The organism is Bacillus sp. FSL R5-0654 (genome assembly GCF_038008745.1).
GTDB classification, from domain to species: Bacteria; Bacillota; Bacilli; order Bacillales; family Bacillaceae; genus Bacillus; species Bacillus safensis.
In genome coordinates this window covers 1,518,460-1,536,107 of the sequence record NZ_JBBOZV010000001.1, presented here as the reverse complement: position 1 = coordinate 1,536,107, position 17,648 = coordinate 1,518,460, and the positions used below count along the sequence as shown (strand labels likewise).

Sequence of the window (17,648 nt, the reverse complement as noted above, 5' to 3'; positions counted from 1 at the left end):
TGGCAGTCACTCCCACTCTTTCAAAATTTGATGATAGGCTTCTAATGGTTTATCAGCTTTTGTGATTGATCTTCCGACAACAATTTGTGAAACACCTTGCTCTTTTGCATAGGCAGGTGTCGCCACACGCTTTTGGTCATCGGTTTGATCATTCGGTAAGCGAATCCCTGGCGTTACAGTGAGAAAGGAGGGTGAGATATGTTCATGAAGTGCTTTAGATTCATGAACAGAGCAAACAACCCCGTCCAGTCCACTTTCATATGCTAATTGTCCATACCGGATCACAGTCTCTTGCAGCGGACGGTCAATGAGTAATTCGTTTCTCATCATGTCTTCTGACGTACTAGTCAGCTGGGTCACTGCAATAATGCCCGGACGGCTTTGTCCAGCAGGAGTCCCGCTTTCAAGTCCCTCTAATGCAGCCTGCATCATTCGTTTCCCGCCAGCAGCATGCACATTGACCAAATCAACGCCAAGTGTGGCAAGCCGGTTCATCGCTTTTTGGACCGTTGTTGGAATGTCATGTAATTTTAGATCGAGAAAAATGCGGCAATTTTTTTCTTTCAGCGCATCAAGGATGGCAGGTCCTTCTTGGTAAAACAGCTCCATGCCGACCTTCACAAATAATGGTGTCCCTTCAAAGGGATCTAAAAAGGCAAGCGCGTCCTGCCCTGATGGAAAATCAAGCGCGATGATGGGCAAGTGCTTCATGTTTCCAGCTCCTTCCGATACATTCCTCTACAGATGAATAACCATATGCTGCTAACACATTTGGCAGCTCTTCAATGATTTCCGGGCAAATAAATGGATTCACAAAATTCGCTGTACCGACAGCGACTGCACTTGCACCTGCTAGTAAAAATTCAAGTACATCTTCAGCACTTTGCACTCCGCCCATCCCGATAATCGGAATAGAAACCGCTTGACTCACCTCATGCACCATACGTACAGCGACAGGTTTGACAGCTGGTCCTGATAATCCGCCTGTTTTATTGGCAAGGATGGGTTTCCCCGTTTTTAAATCTAAACGCATCCCAATTAATGTGTTAATCATGGTGAGCCCATCCGCTCCAGCAGCTTCAATCGCTTGAGCAATTTCTACAATATTGGCTACGTTAGGTGACAGCTTGACATAGACAGGTACGGAAGAGACTTTCTTGACTGCTTTTGTCAATGATGCTGCCATATTTGGATCTGTACCAAAGGCGATTCCGCCGGTTTTAACATTTGGGCAAGAAATATTCAGTTCAAGGGCATGAACATTTTTTGCTTGGCTGATTTGCTTGGCTACTTCAACATAATCTTCAACCTGTGAGCCAGCAACATTCGCAATAATAGGCGTATCAAACTGCTCGAGCCAAGGCAATTCATTTTCAAGCACGCCTTTTAGACCTGGATTTTGAAGGCCGATTGCATTGAGCATACCAGCTCCTGTCTCAGCAACCCTTGGAGTCGGATTGCCAAATCTCGGTTCAAGGGTTGTGGCTTTGATCATGATACCGCCCAGCAATGATAGGTCATATAAGGATGCAAATTCTCTCCCGAATCCAAAGCAGCCTGATGCAGGGATAATTGGATTCTTTAAAGATAATCCCGGTAACTCAACGTTTAGCATGACAATGCCACCTCCTCTGCTTTAAAAACAGGTCCATCAAGACACACTTTGACATAAGGTTTGTCGAGCTGATCGGTATGACAGACACATGCAAAGCAGGCACCAATCCCGCAGCCCATTCGTTCTTCCATCGAAATGTAGACAGGCTTATCAGGATACGTGTCTTTCAGCGCTTTTAGCATAGGTGTTGGACCGCAGGAAAGCAGCACATCAAAGCTCAGGTTTTGCTCTTTTATCACATCTGTTACAAAGCCTTTAGCACCGTATGTGCCATCAACCGTTGCAATAAACGTATCGCCGAGTGCTTGAAATTTTTCCTCGTAAAATACATCCTTTTTCGACTGAAAGCCGAGGACATGCTTTACGATGACACCTTTTTTCGTTAAACGCTTGGACAGTTCATATAAAGGCGGTACGCCAATTCCGCCGCCGACTAGTAATGCCGTCTCTCCGGGCTTGACGACTGAAGGATCATACCCGTTTCCAAGCGGCCCTAATACATCGACTGATTCTCCCTCCCGCTTTTGGGAGAGGAGATTTGTGCCCTCGCCCTCTGCGCGGTAAATGATGGTTGCTTCTTTTTGCTCGGCATGAATGTTGGCAATACTGATCGGTCTTCTCAGCAGCGGTGTCATGGATTCACTGACCTTTAGATGAAGAAATTGTCCAGCCGTTTGAAAGGAGTCCACAAGGTCACCTTTTAATGTCATTTCGTAAATATGATCAGCGATCTCTCGGTTCGAGACGACCGTCAAGTATGCTTTTTTCATATCGTTACTGTCACCTCAGCATTCGTTTTCACTTCTGGCATTTCATCCGCTCTAAATGTCATGCTCTCAAGCACTCTTAAAATGGCTTCTGCTGTATCTAGAGACGTTAAGCAAGCCACTCCGTTTTCAACAGATTCACGTCTAATTCTAAAGCCGTCTCTTGCCGGCTGTTTTCCTTTTGTTAATGTGTTAATCACGAATTGGGCTTCCCCGTTTCGAATAACATCAAGGAGATTTTTGCCTTCCTCTCCAATTTTGCCGACCACACTTGATGGTATGGAGGCTTGTTTTAAATAATTCGCCGTTCCTTCTGTTGCTAAAATATGATAGCCGATCGAATGGAATCTTCTTGCGATCTCAAGTCCTTCTTCTTTATCCTTATCAGCCACTGTCAGAAGAACTGTTCCGTCATTAGGGATTTGAATGCCTGATGCAATCAATCCTTTATAAAGAGCTTTTTCGATCGTGACATCTTTCCCCATGACCTCACCTGTTGATTTCATTTCAGGCCCGAGTGTAATATCCACTCTTCTTAATTTTGCAAAAGAGAAGACTGGAACTTTGACGTACACTCCTTCTTGCTCTGTATGAAGGCCTTCTTCGTAGCCATAATTTTTGAGCTTGTCTCCTAAGATGACTTTTGTCGCAAGGTTTGCCATCGGAATGCCTGTAATTTTACTTAAGAAAGGAACCGTCCGGCTTGATCTCGGGTTCACTTCAAGTACATACACTTCACCTTTTGATAGGACAAACTGAATGTTCAAAAGCCCAATAATGTTGAGTCCTTTTGCAAGCTTGATCGTGTATTCTGCGATCTTTGCTTTGATGTCCTCAGACAATGTTTGCGGCGGATAGACCGCAATCGAGTCACCAGAGTGAACTCCGGCTCTTTCAATGTGTTCCATAATGCCTGGGATTACGACAGTTTCTCCATCAGACACCGCATCTACTTCAATTTCTTTTCCTGTCAAATACTTGTCAATTAACACTGGATGCTGCGGGTTGACCTTCACCGCATTCTCCATGTAGTGAAGAAGCTCAGCTTCTTGATACACAATTTCCATCGCGCGGCCGCCTAATACATAGGAAGGACGGACAAGGACTGGGTAGCCGATTTGATTGGCAATCGCTACAGCTTCAGGCACAGACGTTGCTGTTTTCCCTTTCGGCTGCGGCACGCCGAGTGTTTCTAACGTTTGTTCAAACTTGTCCCGGTTTTCTGCGCGGTCTAGGTCTTCTAGAGAAGTTCCAAGAATTTTAACCCCTCTATTTGATAATTCATCTGCTAGGTTGATCGCCGTTTGTCCGCCGAACTGAACGACGACTCCTTCAGGCTGTTCAAGGTCGATGATATGCATGACATCTTCTACAGTGAGTGGTTCAAAGTAGAGCTTATCTGAAATACTAAAGTCTGTTGAAACCGTTTCAGGGTTGTTGTTTATAATGATCGCTTCATAGCCTGCTTGTTTAATTGCCCACACTGAGTGAACAGTCGCATAATCAAATTCAACCCCTTGTCCAATTCGGATAGGACCTGAACCTAATACGATAACGCTTTTCTTGTCTGTACGTTCTGATTCATTTTCATCTTCATACGTGCTGTAGAAATATGGTGTCTCTGATTCAAACTCTGCCGCACATGTATCCACCATTTTGTAGACAGGTACAATGCCTGCTTCTTGTCTTAGCTTGTAGACATCCGCTTCGTTCATCTTCCACTCGCGGCTAATGTAGATATCTGAGAAGCCTTTTTCTTTCGCTTCTTTTAATACGTCTGTATTGCCTTTTTTTTCTTTTAATGTCTTCTCAAAGGCGATGATGCCTTCCAGCTTATGAAGGAAGAAGTAATCAATTTTTGAGAATTCATGTATTTGTTCGACTGTATAGCCTCTTCTAAGCGCCTCAGCGATATAAAATAATCGTTCGTCTCCCGCTTTGATAATCCGTTTTTCAAGCACTTCATTTGTGATGTCTGCTTCATCTTTTAATTCAATGTGATGCACATCGGCTTCAAGTGAACGTACAGCCTTTAGAAGAGACTCTTCTAATGTGCGGCCGATCGCCATGACTTCACCAGTTGCCTTCATTTGCGTACCAAGACGTCTGTTCGCAGATTCAAATTTATCGAACGGCCAGCGCGGTATTTTTGAAACGATATAGTCAAGAGCCGGCTCGAAGGCTGCATAGGTTTTACCTGTGACTGGGTTCATCATTTCATCAAGCGTTAAGCCGACAGCAATTTTCGCTGCCAATTTGGCTATTGGATAGCCTGTCGCTTTCGACGCAAGCGCAGATGAACGGCTCACACGCGGGTTTACCTCGATGATATAGTATTGAAAGCTGTTTGGATCAAGTGCCAGCTGAACGTTACAGCCGCCTTCAATGCCAAGTGCACGGATCAGCTTAAGCGACACATTTCGAAGCAGCTGATATTCACGGTCACTTAACGTTTGGCTTGGGGCTACAACAATACTGTCACCAGTATGGATGCCGACAGGGTCAAAGTTTTCCATGTTACAAACAACGATTGCATGGTCACCGCTGTCTCGCATGACTTCATATTCAATTTCTTTAAAGCCTGCAATGCTTTTTTCAAGTAAGCATTGTGTGACTGGGCTTAGCTTCAGACCGTTTTCAACGATTTCCTTCAGTTCTTGCTCGTTTGTACAAATTCCGCCGCCCGTTCCGCCTAATGTATAGGCTGGTCTGACGATGACAGGGAAACCGATTTGATCTGTAAACGCCATCGCTTCTTCCAGGTTATGAATGATTTCACTTTCTGGTACTGGCTCATTTAGTTCATTCATTAAATTACGGAATAAATCTCTATCCTCCGCTTTTTGGATGGCTGACAGCTTTGTACCGAGTACTTCAACGCCGCATTCAGCTAATACGCCAAGGTCTGACAATTCAACAGCAAGGTTTAATCCAGTTTGCCCGCCAAGTGTTGGCAAGATCGCATCAGGGCGTTCTTTTCGAATGATTCGTGTTAAAAATTCTGGTGTCAGTGGTTCGATGTATACCTTATCAGCCATTTCTGTATCTGTCATGATGGTCGCAGGGTTAGAGTTCACAAGAACGACTTCATAGCCCTCTTCTTTTAGCGCTAAGCAAGCCTGTGTACCTGCATAGTCAAACTCCGCTGCCTGACCGATGATGATAGGACCTGATCCGATTACTAAAATCTTTTTGATGTCTACGCGTTTTGGCATACTTCTTCCCCTTCTTTCTCAGTCGTATGAATCATTTCCATGAATTGGTCAAATAAGTAGTTTGCATCTTCTGGACCCGGTGATGCTTCTGGGTGGTACTGAACAGTGAATGCTGGTGCTTCTTTATGTTTTAATCCTTCAATCGTATTGTCGTTTAGGGCAATATGTGTGACTTCGAGCACGTCTTCGTTAATACTGCTAACCGTGTAGCCGTGGTTTTGAGACGTCAGTGTCACCTTGCCAGTTGCTAGTTCTTTCACCGGATGGTTTGATCCTCTGTGGCCAAATTTCATTTTTTCTGTGCTTGCACCGCATGCTAGAGCAAATAATTGATGTCCGAGGCATATACCAAAGAGCGGCACCTTTCCAATCAATTGCTGAATCATCTCAACGGCTTCCGGTACATCCACAGGATCTCCAGGTCCGTTTGAAAGCATGATACCATCAGGCTTTAGCTGCAGCACTTCATCTGCAGTGATGTTGTATGGCACCACAATGACGTCGCAGTCACGTTTATTGAGCTCGCGCAAAATGCCATGCTTCATGCCGAAATCGACAAGGACAATTCTTTTTCCTCTGCCTGGGCTTGGGTACGCATTTTTCACAGATACTTGACTCACTTGATCTGTTGGCAGCTGCAATGTTTGAAGGCGGCGGACAACGTCTTCCACTTGTTCATCAGGTCCTGCAAATGCCCCTCTTAAAGTCCCTGCACTTCGAATCATTCTAGTCAGCTTCCGTGTATCGATTCCGCTCAGCCCCGGAATGTTTTTCATTTTTAAATATTCATCGAGCGAATATGAAGAGCGCCAGTTTGAGGGCTTTTCACAAAGCTCTTTCACAATCAGCCCTTTCACAAACGGTGTGATCGATTCAAAATCGTCACGGTTAATGCCATAGTTGCCGATAAGCGGGTAAGTCAGTGTGACAATTTGTCCGCAGTATGATGGATCAGATAAAATTTCTTGATAGCCCGTCATCCCTGTATTAAAGACGACTTCTCCGACTGATGGTTCTAAGCTGCCAAAGCCTGTTCCTTCGAATACTGTTCCGTTTTCTAGCACTAAGCGTCTCTTCATTTTACTAGTCTCCCCTCTTCATAAACGACTTTCCCAGATGCAAGTGTCATGACCGGCCATCCTGATACAGTCAATTTGTCAAACGGTGTATTTTGCCCTTTAGATAAGAAGCTTGTTTTATCGATTGCCATTTCTTTGTTTAAATCAATAAGTGTGATATCAGCTATGTGCCCTTCTTCAAGCTTTCCGTATGGAAGAGAAAATGCTTCTGCTGGTTTAATTGTCATATAATCAACGAGTTCTTTTAATGTCCATTCGCCTGTTTTGACAAATCGTGTATACAGAAGCGGGAACGCTGTTTCAAGTCCCACAATTCCAAACGGGGCACGCTGCATGGTTTCGTTCTTTTCTTCTTCTGTATGCGGCGCATGGTCTGTTGCGATGAAATCAATCGTTCCATCTAACAGTCCCTCGATCAATGCCTCGCGATCCTCTTTTCCTCTGAGCGGCGGGTTCATTTTATAATTTGTATCAAGACCTGGAATGTCCGTATCACACAACAGCAGGTGATGCGGTGACACCTCAGCCGTCACACGGATGCCTGCTTTTTTTGCATCGCGTACGACCCGCACAGATTCTTTCGTACTGATATGACATACATGATAATGACAGTTCGCTGCTTCTGCTAAAAGAACATCTCTTGCAATATGCACCGATTCACAAATGGACGGTATTCCGTTTAACCCATTTGCTTTTGAAAATTCTCCTTCATGAACGCACCCGCCGTAAATGAGCGAGTTATCTTCACAGTGCGCCACAATCGCTTGATCAAGACTTGCTGCCTGTTTCATCGCTTCGTACATCATACCTGCTGTTTGGATGCCTACACCGTCATCTGTAAAAGCAAAGGCGCCTGCTTCTTTTAGTGCTGCAAAATCCGTCATCTCTTCCCCAATTTGTCTCGTTGTGATGGAGGCGTATGGCAGCACTCTCACAGATGAGGTCTCTTCGATTCGATTCATCAGCCATTCCATTTGCTCTTTTGTATCTGGAACCGGCCTTGTATTCGGCATCGCTGCAATCGTCGTATATCCGCCTCTTGCGGCTGCTTTAGAGCCTGTTTCAATCGTTTCCTTTTTCTCTCCGCCTGGCTCTCTTAAATGCACATGCAGATCGATCAAGCCTGGTGACACAAATAGCCCTGCTGCATCAATAACCTCTTCTCCGTCTTCTCTTTCTAGGTGACCGATCGCTTGAATCACTTTTCCTTTTACCCTAATATCCTGCTGCACTCTTTCACCTGTGCTTGTTAAGATAAACCCGTTTTTAATGAGATATGACATAGACAGAATCTCTCCCTTTTTGATGTAGTGTGCTATTTTGAAAAGCTCTTTTTAATACGGCCATTCGGATATAAACACCATTTTCCATTTGCTTGAAAATCCTAGACTGCTTGGACTCTACTAGTGAATCATCTATTTCAACACCTCTGTTTACTGGTGCTGGATGCATAATAATCGCGCGTTCTTTCATTTTGTTTGCTCTGTCTACTGTTAATCCATAAGTTGATAAGTAATCTTCGCTGCCCATTTTTTCAGCGTGCCGTTCATGCTGGATTCTAAGCAGCATCACCACATCAGATTGTGCGATGGCTTCATCTACTTGGACATACGTTCCGTGAGGGTTTTGTTCATCCTGGAAGAAAGCAGGCCCTGAAAAGAGGACTGTCGCTCCCAGCCTTGAGAGAACCTCAGCATTTGATCTTGCCACCCTGCTATGTTTGATGTCTCCATGAATCGAAATCGTTAAGCCTTCAAAGCCGCCAAACTCTTCAAAGATGGTCATGAGGTCAAGCAGTGATTGGGTTGGATGCTGTCCGCAGCCATCTCCTGCATTGATGATCGGAATTCCAACCTTCCCGATCAGCTCGTTATAATATTCATCGGTGCTGTCTCTGATCACACATGCCTTTACTCCGATCGATTCGAGTGTTTTTACCGTATCGTAAAGTGTTTCGCCTTTTTGAACGGAGGTGCTTGCCGCATCTAAGCTTAGGACATTCATCCCTAGTTTCTTCTCGGCTACTTCGAAGCTAAAACGTGTTCTTGTGCTTGGTTCAAAGAAAAGGTTTGCCACAAATTCTCCGGCTAATCCATGTTCTTGTTTCCCCTTTTTGAGTGCAGCTGCTTCTTCAATCAGCTGTAAAATCTCTTCTTTTGATAAGCTGCTCATTGTCGATAAATCATTCATTTTTTCTTCCCCCTCTAGTTTTTCATCACTTTCAGGTTCAAAAAAACCCTAAGCCTCGGCAGCTTAGGGTTCTCCAAAAGAAGCAGCGGCACTTTTGTGCATTCTGCTCCATTTAGAACCCTTGTCAGCCTCACTGGACTTCTTTTAAAAGGTTTTCTGTATTTGATTCATTTGAGTTGTCATCTTCTGCTTTTTGATGCGGCAGGATCAGATTTAACAGGACACCCGTAATCGCAGCAAGTGCCATTCCAGATAGGGTGAGATTGATTTGTTTCACCTCAATGAATGCCCCGCCAATCCCAATGACTAGGATGACTGATGCGATAATGAGATTACGCTTTTCTTCAAAATTCACTTTATGATCAATCAGAATTCTCAAGCCGCTTGAAGCAATGATTCCAAAGAGCAGGAACGAAACGCCTCCCATCACCGCGGACGGCACTGTACTGATTAATGCTGAAATTTTTCCTACAAAACCGAAGCAGATCGCAAACACGGCTGCTCCGCCGATGACGAAGATACTAAACACTCTTGTGATGGCTAGTACGCCAATGTTCTCTCCATAAGTTGTTGTTGGTGGTCCGCCAATAAGTGAAGCGAAGATCGTCGCCGCACTGTCTCCTAAAATGGAACGGTGAAGACCTGGTTTTTTAATAAAATCTTGTCCTACGACCTTACTTAACACCACTTGGTGGCCGATATGCTCAGACATTGTGACAAAGGCTACCGGCACCATCACTGTGAGAATACTTAAGGTCACAGCAGGTGTATAGTCGACAAATGGCACAACGAAGTCTGGTACAGCAAACCATTTTGCGTCAATGACCGGCTGGAAGTTCACGATGCCTTGTGTTAAGGCAAAGAGATAGCCGCTGATGATGCCGATTAATACTGGGATTAAGCTAAGGAATCCTCTTAGGAAAATCATACTGATAATGGTGACAGCCAGTGTGAAGCCAGCGACCATTAAGTGCTTGAGGCTGTAAACAAGCTCGGTTGCATTCGGATCAACATACATCGCCATGTTGACTGCTGTTCCAGCGAGTCCGAGTCCGATGACCATAATGACTGGTCCTACGACCACCGGCGGCAGAAGCTTCATCAGCCAGCCTGTGCCGAGCCATTTAATGAATAGGGCGATGAGTGCATAAGCGACACCCGCCATGAAGGCGCCAACCATTGCGGCTCCAGGGCCGCCTGTTGCTTTCACATTCAGTATGGGGGCGATGAAGGCAAAGGACGATCCAAGATACGCCGGAATTTGTCCTCTTGTGATGATTAAGTAAACAATCGTTCCCACTCCGCTTGAGATGAGTGCGACGGCTGGACTCATATCAATGATTTTTGGTACAAGAATGGTCGCACCAAACATCGCAAACAAATGCTGCAGGCTAAGTGACAGCCATGTGAATGGTTTTGGGATATCTCGAATGCCTAAATTGGCTTTTTGCTGACTCATGATTTTCCTCCTAGATGTGTCCTTTTTCATTAAAAAAGCCTCTTTGCGAGTATGCGCAAAGAGGCCTAGATAAGCCGGACACGTCATGTTGGCCGTGTGCTCGGTGTCTCTATTATTGCCCTCTTTGCAAACTCTCTGGAATGCATTTAAAAAGGTTATTTTTCATATATAGCGACAAGGTCGTTTTGATCTACTTCATTGAGCTGAACCATGACTGTCTCTGCTTTTGAAGTCGGGATGTTTTTCCCGATATAATCCGCTCGGATCGGCAGCTCCCGGTGTCCCCGGTCGACGAGCACAGCCAGCTGAATGGAAGATGGTCTTCCTACATCCACAAGGGCATCCATAGCTGCTCTCACGGTTCTGCCTGTAAACAGGACATCGTCAACAACAATAAGTGTTTTGTCATTAATGTCAGCTGGTATGTCTGCACCCTTTACAAGCGGGTCTTGGTTGTCTGTCTTTTTTGTCAGGTCATCACGGTATAGCGTAATATCAAGTTCACCTACAGTGACTGGATTCCCTTCAATTTGCTCGATGCGCTCTGCAAGGCGCTTTGCAAGATGTATGCCTCTTGTCTTGATCCCGGCAAGGATAACATCCTTCATCCCTTTGTTGCGCTCAATCATTTCATGTGCAATTCGGGTAAGCGCTCGTCTGATCGCTTGTTCATCAAGAATGACTGCTTTTTGTTCCATCTTTTACACCTCTTTTTGACAAATAAAAAGCCCCTTCTGCAAAGGGCAGAGAGGGGCGTTCATTTGTGCGTACGCGTGCACAAATTGATCCGTTATCCTTCTCAGCCTCTCTGGACTGTTTTAAAGAATCTCAATTTCTTCGTTTATTATTTCAAAAAAAGAACGGCCTGTCAATCGTTATTTCTTAATGAATCGATAAAGCCCTGCATATCAGCTGGAATTGGTGCTGTGAACTCGATATATTCTCCTGTTCTAGGATGATCAAATCCTAAAACACCTGCATGCAGCAGCTGTCCATTAAAATCGACTGTTTTTCTCGGCCCATATTTCGGATCTCCTGCAAGAGGATAGCCGATATATTTCATATGAACACGAATTTGGTGTGTTCTTCCTGTTTCAAGACGGCACTCGACAACTGTGAAGTCTTTAAAGCGTTCAATCACATCAAAGTGAGTGACGGCCTGTTTTGCATTTTCTTTTGTAACCGTCATGCTCTGGCGGTCTTTTTTGTCTCTGCCAATTGGTGCATCGATTGTACCTGTATCATGCTGGATAATACCGTGGACAACGGCCGTATACTTTCTTGTGACAGTTTTAGCCACCAGCTGATTGACGAGTGACTCATGTGCCATATCGTTTTTAGCGACCATTAACAGCCCAGACGTATCTTTATCAATTCGGTGGACAATTCCAGGACGCATCACACCGTTAATCCCTGATAAGTCTTTGCAATGTGCCATCAGTCCATTTACAAGTGTTCCTGACACATGACCCGGCGCTGGATGAACGACCATTCCTCGTGGTTTATTTACGACTAACACATCTGCATCCTCATAATAAATATCAAGATCCATTGGTTCTGCTTCTACATCTAGCGCTTCCGGATCTGGAATCTCCACTTTGATTTGATCTCCAGCTTGTACTTTGTAATTGGCCTTTACTTGTTTCCCGTTTACTTCGATCAGCCCATCTTTTACCCATTGCTGGACTTGGGTTCTTGACCATTCTGGTTCTGTCGTGCTTAGAAATTTATCTAGCCGTTCACTCGTTTGTTCTTCTGAAACGGCAATATTTACTTGATTCATGTAGTTGACTCCTTATTTTTCTTTCCATCTAACAGCATTTGAATGAAGAGCAGAATAACCCCTACACAGAGAGAAGAATCTGCAATATTAAAGATTGGGTAGTGATAATCCCCAAATACGAAATGAGCAAAATCAACCACTTCCTGACGGAAAATACGGTCGATAAAGTTTCCGATCGCTCCGCCAAGCATTAAGGCCAGCGCTACTCCCAGCAGCTTGTCCTTTTGTCCATGTTTTTGTAAGTAATAAACAATTCCCGCAATAACAACGAGTGTGATCACATAGAAAAACCACATTTGCCCTTGGAGAATTCCCCATGCGGCTCCTGAATTACGGTGAGACGTGATATAAAAGAATCCATCAATGACTGGAACAGAATCACCGAGCATCATATTTTTGACAATGAGCCATTTTGTTAATTGGTCTAAACAAATGATAACGAATGCGATTATGTAATAGAACACACACGTTCCTCCATCTTCATACTTTGATCTTTAAGCATTTTATCAAGAAAACAGAAAGGAGTAAAGAAACTTTAGTTGACAGACAAAAACCTCCCTACATGTGGAAGGCTTCAAAATGAGAATCATTTGATTCGTAAGGATAAGGAGTGAATGCTTTTTTCTCGTATTGCTTATGATATAAAAAGTCGTCAGCCGTGCGGGCGGTAGGAAGAATACTCATTTGTTCAAGCGGAATCACATCTCCTGTCGCCTCACATATGCCATAGGTTCCTTGTTCGATTTTTGCAATAGCGAGAGACACATCTTGCAGCTCTTCTTTGATGTGATAAAGAAGTGTGGTCGTTTTGACCTCATTCAATGTGACATGCTCAGCGGGTGAACGAAATGATGCGTATTCAAACAGTTTAGATTGCAGCTCTTCTTTCATTTGAAAGAGTTCCGTGTAAATCGTCTCTAGATCGCCATTCATGTCGCTATTTCAACTCCTGCCCTGTCGTGATAATCATATTGTTGCCCCGCCTGGTTACTTTAAAGCCATAAGATTTTTCCTTTCGTTCTAAACGCTGTCATTTTCTCATAAAAGAAAACGCCCCGCATATGACGGGGCGCGAGCTTGTGATATCGCATTGTTAATTTTGGTAATATTTCTCCACGATTTCAGCATTTTTCAGCGACAATGTTGGGTATTTCGGATTTGCACCAACGTCTTTTGAAATAATGCGGGAACGCTCGCACAGTTCTCCTTCTGCTTTTTGAACCACAATTCGTCCTGATGCATATTCAGGCGCTGATGTATCTGCATGCTGCTCATCTTCTACCGTTAATTCAGAGATGATAAAGAGCTGCTTCACATCTTCTTTAATGGATGCAAGAAGGTTTTTCACTTCATCTGTCGCATAAAACGTCACACTTGCTTCAAGTGAACGTCCGATGACTTTCTCGTTACGCGCAATCTCCAGCGCTTTTAGCACATCGTCACGTACTTCCATAAAGCGGTCAAACTTCGCTTCTGTCGCTTCAGCTTGAGGAACTGTTACACCTTCTGGCATATCTGTTAACTGAACACTCGGCTCTTCAACAAAGCTTAAGTGGCTCCATAATTCATCTGCGGTATGCGGAAGAATTGGTGCAGTCAGCTTCACTAAAGCCATTAATGTTTCGTAGAAGACCGTCTGCATGCTGCGGCGGTCTGGATGATCGGCATGCTCAATGTAGACGACGTCCTTTGCAAAATCGAGATAGAAAGAGCTGAGCTCAATCGTACAGAAATTGTGAATCGCATGATACACGACCGCAAATTCGTAATCATCATAGGCTTTTTTCACTTTATCAATCAATTTGTTTAATTTGATCATGATGTATTGATCGACTTCGCGAAGCTCTTCTACCGGCACGGCATTAACTGCTGGGTCAAAGTCAAATAGGTTCCCATGCAGGAAGCGGAAGGTATTACGGATCTTACGATAGACTTCTGCTACTTGTTTCAAAATATCATCAGATACTGGATGATCGGCTTGATAGTTGACTGAAGATACCCAAAGTCTTAGAATCTCTGCACCAAGCTGCTTCGCAACCTTCGTTGGATCAATCGTGTTGCCTAATGATTTACTCATCTTACGTCCTTCTTTATCAAGCGTAAAGCCATGACTTAGGACACCTTTATAAGGTGCTTTTCCAGTGACAGCAACTGCTGTTGATAAAGAGGAGTTAAACCAGCCGCGATATTGGTCAGAGCCTTCAAGGTAAAGATCTGCCGGACGGACTAGGTCGTCTCTTTCTTCTAAAACGGCTTGGTGAGAAGAACCGGAATCAAACCATACATCCATGATATCCTGCTCTTTTGTGAATTCACCATTCGGGCTGCCTGGATGTGTAAAGCCTTCTGGCAATAGCTCTTTTGCTTCTTTTTCAAACCAAATATTCGAGCCATGCTCTCTAAATAATTGAGATACATGCTGAATGGTTTCGTCCGTGATGATCGGCTCACCATTTTCCGCATAAAAGACCGGAATTGGAACGCCCCATACACGCTGTCTTGAAATACACCAGTCACCTCTGTCACGCACCATATTGAACAGGCGTGTTTCTCCCCATGCTGGAACCCATTTCGTTGCTTTAATATTGTCTAATAACGCTTCTCTAAAATCTTTAATGGATGCAAACCACTGAGCTGTCGCACGATAAATCGTTGGTTTTTTCGTTCTCCAGTCATGCGGGTAGGAGTGCGTGATAAAGTCGAGCTTTTTCAGCGCACCTTTTGCTTCAAGCTGTTCTGTGATGGCTTTATTGGCATCCTCGTAGAATAGTCCTTCAAAACCAGGCGCCTCATCTGTCATCACACCTTTTTCATCTACTGGACAGAGCACATCAAGACCGTATTTCATACCGACAATAAAGTCATCTTCCCCGTGGCCCGGTGCTGTATGCACACAGCCAGTTCCAGCATCCGTTGTCACGTGATCGCCAAGCATCACAAGAGAATCTCTATCGTAAATTGGATGTGCTGCAACGATTTTATCTAATTCTTTACCTTTTAATGTTTTCACAACTTCGCATTCTTCAAAGCCGAGTGTTTTTACTACTTGTTCAACCAGTTCAGATGCAACGACATAACGCTCAGCACCGACTTGAAGAACACTGTACTCTAAGTTTGGATGAACACAAATGCCAAGGTTTGCAGGAAGCGTCCAAGGTGTTGTTGTCCATATAATGAATTGTTCGCCGTTTTCAAGAACGCCTTTGCCATCTTTTACTTTAAACGAAACGTAAATCGATGGTGAACGTTTGTCTTTATATTCAATTTCCGCTTCAGCGAGGGCAGATTCACTTGAAGGAGACCAGTTAACAGGCTTTAATCCTTTATAAATATAGCCTCTCTTCGCCATTTCACCAAAGACAAGGATTTGCTGCGCTTCGTATTCAGGCTTTAATGTGACATATGGATTGTCCCAGTCTGCTCTGACGCCTAATCGCTTAAACTGGCTGCGCTGACCTTCAATTTGCTTCCAAGCATACTCCTCGCATAGTTTGCGGAATTCTGCTGTAGACATTTCTTTGCGTTTGACTTTTTTATTTTTAGTGAGAGCTGTTTCAATTGGCAACCCGTGTGTATCCCAGCCCGGAACATACGGTGCATGATACCCGTTCATTGATTTAAAACGGACGATAAAATCTTTTAGGATTTTATTGAGTGCATGCCCCATATGAATGTCACCATTCGCATATGGAGGTCCATCATGCAAAATAAACGTCGGGCGTCCTTTAGTCCGCTCTAAAACCATTTGATAGATGTCTTTCTCTGCCCACTCCTCTTGGATTTCAGGCTCTTTGTTCGGCAAGTTCCCTCTCATCGGGAATTCTGTTTTCGGCATTAATAAGGTGTCTTTGTAGTTCATACCCATTCCTCCACATGCAAATTCTGATTAAAAAACAATAAAAAAAGCCCTCTCATCCCATAAGGGACGAGAAGGCTTGTCTCGCGGTACCACCCTTTTAGACAAGCGATATGAAAGAACCGCTTATCCACTCTAAAATCGTAACGTGATCAGACGCCTTTTCTTACTGGTTTTTTTCAGAAAAGGAACTAAAGGGGTGATCTCATTGCAGCGTCTCGTAATGTCAGGCTTCCACCATCCCTGATTCGCTTTATTACGCATGTGACAGCTGCGAGTGTCCCTTTCAAACGTTTATCTCTTGTTAATTTATGATGGTATTATATGCAACATGAGCACGTCATGTCAAGATGATGCGCTTATTCTTTTTCATCAAAGACAGCGTCTACTTCATATTCCAGTAAATGATCCCAATCGTCATTTTTCAGAAGATCAAGCTGCGCTTCGATGAGCATTTGGAAACGTGTTCTAAAGACCTTCGACTGTTTCTTCAGCTCTTCGATTTCCATTGCAATTTTTCTTGATTTTGACAGCGCTTCGTTGATAATACGGTCTGCATTTTTCTCTGCTTCACGAATAATCAATTTTGCTTCTTTATCCGAATGGCGCTTTACGTCTTCTGCTGCTTCCTGCGCCACAAGAATCGATTTGTTTAATGTCTCTTCAATTGTTGCAAAATGACCTAGTCTTTCGTCAAGCTCGTTTACTTTGTCTTCAAGCTCATTCTTTTTACGAAGTACGATCTCATAGTCTTTACGTACTTGGCTTAAAAACTCGTTTACTTCATCTTCATCATAGCCGCGAAAGCTTTTTGTGAACGTTTTATTATGAATATCATTAGGTGTTAATGGCAACCTCGCCACCTCCAGATTCAAGTTCGTTATGTCAGAAGCTCAAATGTTACTTTGAATTTATCTTTTTTGGTCTTCCCATCAATCGTTTTGAGGCTAAAGCGGCCAAATCCCCGAACAGAGAGCTGATCGCCTTCACCGATTGTAAAGGAAGGGTCCTCTGTGACTTTCCAATTGACTTTGACAAGCCCATTTTTGACTAAAAGCTGTGCTTTTTGCCGAGACTGACGGCTGACAGCAGCACATACAGCATCAAGCCGAAGTGAAGAAATGGTATCTTCTTTGATATCAGTCTTCGTGATCACTGGCTTTATTTCTGCCTGCGTGATTTCCTCTAATGAAACGGCTGCTCTGCCGACATGTGTCAGCTGCGCCCGCACAAAATCGGCGACACCACTTGTACAAATAAACTGCACATCTTCCTCTGAAAATAATAGATCTCCGAATTTTTGACGCTTCAAGCCTGTCCCAATCAATGAGCCGAGAAGCTTCGGGTGTTCTAAGGAAATAAACTTTTTCGCATAGTTCACCTGAAAATATGACAGCTCAACATCTTGAATTGAAGGTTCTAAATAATCAGGATAAATGAGGGCTCTTTTGCGCTCAGCTCCCTCATACCCGCCAAAAAACATGATCCCAAGTTCTTCGCCATGCTGGATGACGGACTCAGTAATAAATTGCTCACGCGGATCAAGGAAATCTGTTAATTTCATTCGATATTGGTCGAGTGCGATTTTTTTCCAGCCTAACACTTGGTCGACAAATGGCTGTTCGTCTTTTCTAAAATGCTGATAGATATCGCTCATTTTGTTCCCCTCTTATGTAAAAGAGCC

Annotated in this window: 15 protein-coding genes and 1 other annotated feature; all 15 genes read right to left on the bottom strand. The window is 43.9% G+C overall.

Annotated features, from left to right (window positions below; genetic code table 11):
• Nucleotides 1-6: 6 nt before the first annotated feature.
• The gene (gene pyrF / locus NSS76_RS07655; protein WP_149125672.1) at nt 7-711 is read right to left on the bottom strand and encodes an orotidine-5'-phosphate decarboxylase; all 705 of its coding nucleotides are present in this window, start codon (nt 709-711) and stop codon (nt 7-9) included.
• Entirely contained in the window at nt 683-1,615 is a 933-nt protein-coding gene (locus NSS76_RS07650) for a dihydroorotate dehydrogenase (protein ID WP_149125673.1), read from the bottom strand. The genes pyrF and NSS76_RS07650 overlap by 29 nt, the downstream gene beginning before the upstream one ends.
• A complete protein-coding gene (locus NSS76_RS07645; protein ID WP_341081565.1) occupies nt 1,609-2,385 on the bottom strand; it encodes a dihydroorotate dehydrogenase electron transfer subunit in 777 nt (258 codons plus the stop codon). The genes NSS76_RS07650 and NSS76_RS07645 overlap by 7 nt, the downstream gene beginning before the upstream one ends.
• Complete coding sequence (gene carB, locus NSS76_RS07640; protein ID WP_151039465.1) at nt 2,382-5,597, bottom strand: carbamoyl-phosphate synthase (glutamine-hydrolyzing) large subunit; 3,216 nt, start codon at nt 5,595-5,597, stop codon at nt 2,382-2,384. The genes NSS76_RS07645 and carB overlap by 4 nt, the downstream gene beginning before the upstream one ends.
• On the bottom strand, nt 5,582-6,676 hold the full coding sequence (locus tag NSS76_RS07635) for a carbamoyl phosphate synthase small subunit (RefSeq protein WP_024424230.1): 1,095 nt from the start codon (nt 6,674-6,676) through the stop codon (nt 5,582-5,584). The genes carB and NSS76_RS07635 overlap by 16 nt, the downstream gene beginning before the upstream one ends.
• Complete coding sequence (locus NSS76_RS07630; protein WP_024424231.1) at nt 6,673-7,959, bottom strand: dihydroorotase; 1,287 nt, start codon at nt 7,957-7,959, stop codon at nt 6,673-6,675. Before NSS76_RS07630 ends, NSS76_RS07635 begins: the two co-directional genes overlap by 4 nt.
• Complete coding sequence (locus NSS76_RS07625; protein ID WP_341081560.1) at nt 7,943-8,866, bottom strand: aspartate carbamoyltransferase catalytic subunit; 924 nt, start codon at nt 8,864-8,866, stop codon at nt 7,943-7,945. The genes NSS76_RS07630 and NSS76_RS07625 overlap by 17 nt, the downstream gene beginning before the upstream one ends.
• 130 nt (nt 8,867-8,996) lie before the next feature.
• The gene (locus tag NSS76_RS07620) at nt 8,997-10,325 is read right to left on the bottom strand and encodes a solute carrier family 23 protein (RefSeq protein WP_025092549.1); all 1,329 of its coding nucleotides are present in this window, start codon (nt 10,323-10,325) and stop codon (nt 8,997-8,999) included.
• 155 nt (nt 10,326-10,480) lie between these two features.
• A complete protein-coding gene (pyrR, locus tag NSS76_RS07615) occupies nt 10,481-11,023 on the bottom strand; it encodes a bifunctional pyr operon transcriptional regulator/uracil phosphoribosyltransferase PyrR (protein ID WP_024424234.1) in 543 nt (180 codons plus the stop codon).
• Nucleotides 11,024-11,193: 170 nt separating this feature from the next.
• Nucleotides 11,194-12,108 (bottom strand): RluA family pseudouridine synthase, encoded by a 915-nt coding sequence (locus tag NSS76_RS07610; RefSeq protein WP_024424235.1) that lies wholly within the window; start codon nt 12,106-12,108, stop codon nt 11,194-11,196.
• Nucleotides 12,105-12,572 carry a signal peptidase II gene (gene lspA, locus NSS76_RS07605; RefSeq protein WP_024424236.1) on the bottom strand — a complete coding sequence of 156 codons (468 nt, stop codon included), beginning with the start codon at nt 12,570-12,572 and terminating at the stop codon, nt 12,105-12,107. Before lspA ends, NSS76_RS07610 begins: the two co-directional genes overlap by 4 nt.
• A 94-nt stretch (nt 12,573-12,666) precedes the next feature.
• Nucleotides 12,667-13,041 (bottom strand): TraR/DksA family transcriptional regulator, encoded by a 375-nt coding sequence (locus tag NSS76_RS07600; RefSeq protein WP_103132565.1) that lies wholly within the window; start codon nt 13,039-13,041, stop codon nt 12,667-12,669.
• 160 nt (nt 13,042-13,201) lie between these two features.
• Complete coding sequence (gene ileS / locus NSS76_RS07595; protein ID WP_341081550.1) at nt 13,202-15,967, bottom strand: isoleucine--tRNA ligase; 2,766 nt, start codon at nt 15,965-15,967, stop codon at nt 13,202-13,204.
• A gap of 59 nt (nt 15,968-16,026) precedes the next feature.
• Nucleotides 16,027-16,264 (bottom strand) — a binding site (T-box leader).
• A 59-nt stretch (nt 16,265-16,323) separates the two neighbouring features.
• Nucleotides 16,324-16,818, bottom strand: coding sequence for a DivIVA domain-containing protein (locus tag NSS76_RS07590; protein WP_008344947.1), 495 nt, complete (start codon nt 16,816-16,818; stop codon nt 16,324-16,326).
• Between the two features lie 26 nt (nt 16,819-16,844).
• Nucleotides 16,845-17,621 carry a YlmH family RNA-binding protein gene (locus NSS76_RS07585; protein ID WP_073205114.1) on the bottom strand — a complete coding sequence of 259 codons (777 nt, stop codon included), beginning with the start codon at nt 17,619-17,621 and terminating at the stop codon, nt 16,845-16,847.
• Nucleotides 17,622-17,648: the final 27 nt, after the last annotated feature.